This is a genomic window from Lacticaseibacillus mingshuiensis (assembly GCF_016861785.1).
Lineage (GTDB): Bacteria > Bacillota > Bacilli > Lactobacillales > Lactobacillaceae > Lacticaseibacillus > Lacticaseibacillus mingshuiensis.
This window is the reverse complement of record NZ_BOLS01000052.1, coordinates 1-1,626: the sequence shown is the minus strand read 5'-3', so window position 1 is coordinate 1,626 and position 1,626 is coordinate 1. Positions and strand designations below refer to the sequence as shown.

2 protein-coding genes are annotated in these 1,626 nt (G+C 51.0%); both read left to right on the top strand.

Annotated elements, in window-relative coordinates:
* A partial coding sequence (locus tag JUE67_RS12605; protein WP_225877969.1) for a helix-turn-helix domain-containing protein occupies positions 1-682 on the top strand: 682 nt, incomplete at its 5' end.
* Positions 679-1,572: an IS3 family transposase gene (locus JUE67_RS12600; RefSeq protein ID WP_203628658.1), complete on the top strand. Its 894-nt coding sequence runs from the start codon at positions 679-681 to the stop codon at positions 1,570-1,572. The genes JUE67_RS12605 and JUE67_RS12600, both read left to right, overlap by 4 nt.
* Positions 1,573-1,626 lie beyond the last annotated feature (54 nt).

Here is a 1,626-nt window from a genome sequence, read left to right as displayed (position 1 = left end):
TTTTTGTATGCCCAGATCAAAGCACACAGCCGAGGAGAAGCTTGCCATACTAAATGAATACCAACAGTCAGGTCTTCCCTTTCAGACGTTCGCAAGACAACACGGTATTGATCCAGAAACCTTAAGGCGCTGGCAGGTCAGGTATGAGCGTGACGGGGTGAATGGGCTGACGGAGGCTCGGAAAAATAATCACTATTCAAAATCTCTCAAGCTGGAGGTAGTTCAAGCTTTCCTAAACGGTGAAGGATCAGCTCTGGGTCTGGCCATCAAGTATGGTTTGCGTGGGGCAAGTCAAGTAAAGGATTGGGTTTCCAAGTATAATGGGGATAAACCTCTGACGGCCTCGCCGTCAAGAAAGCAGGTCCCCACCATGAGTCGGAAAACTACCTTCGACGAACGCATCAAGATCGTTGAGTACGTGACCAAGGGCAAGCACTCTTACACCGAGACCGCCGAGCACTTTCAAGTCTCTTACCAACAGGCCCGTTCTTGGGTCTTAAAGGCCCGAGACGGCGGCTACGAGGCGCTCGTGGATAATCGCGGTCACCACAAGGACGCTAGCGAATTGACCGAAGTCGAGAAGCTCAAGCTGGAAGTACGGCAGCTGAAGGCTGAGTTGGCAGATAAGGAACTTGTGGAACGCTTCGCAAAAAAATTGCTGGAACTTCAGCGCAAGGGGTGAACAAACAACACCAACTGGCTTACCGCGCAATAAGAGAGGTCAGTGACGGCAACCACGGCACCATCACCAAACTATTAGAAATCATCGGGGTCACTCGTCAGGCCTACTACAAGGGCCTAAAACGGCAAGAAACGGCATGGGAATGTCGCGACCGCTTACTCAAGGAACGTGTTCAATACTGGTTCGATTTTCACCACCAGGGCATTGGCGCGGGGAACCTTCTAGTCAACCTTCAGCAAGATGAGTTGATCGACTTCCCAGTCACACTCAAGCAGGTTCGACGCGTGATGCGCGAGCTGAACATCAGATGCCAAGTGCGCCCTAAGCGACACAATCGCATCAAGCAGAACGAACAGTATCTGCAAGACAATCTGCTCAACCAGAACTTCGATGTGACCGGGCCAAATCAAGTATGGCTGTCTGATTCAACGGAGCTGACTTATGGCGTGAATGGTGAGTACAAGATGCGACTCAGCGGCGTCCTAGACCTATATGGCCGTCGCTTAATATCCTTTAACCTGAGTGAGACAGAGACTAGTGCCGCAGAGATTCAGACCTTCCAGCGCGCATTCGCGGTCGCTGGTGATGTGCATCCGCTCATCCACACGGATCGTGGGTCTGCATACACGTCGTATTCGTTCAATCACTACATAGGCCAGTTTAACGTCAAGCGCAGTATGTCGCAGCCGGGCACGCCATACGACAACGCACCGATGGAACGCTGGTGGAATGAATTCAAGCTCAGGTGGATGGATCGGCATCCACTGGCGAAGACGCTAGCCGAACTGACTCGACTGGTCGAAGAAGGAATCATCTACTTCAATCATCTGAATCGTTCAGCGCAAAGAAATGGCCTCACCCCAGACGAATACTGGAATGAAGCCATTTAGAAACAGACAAAATTTTATATTATTTCATCTGTCAACTTGACAGGGCCGACCGCA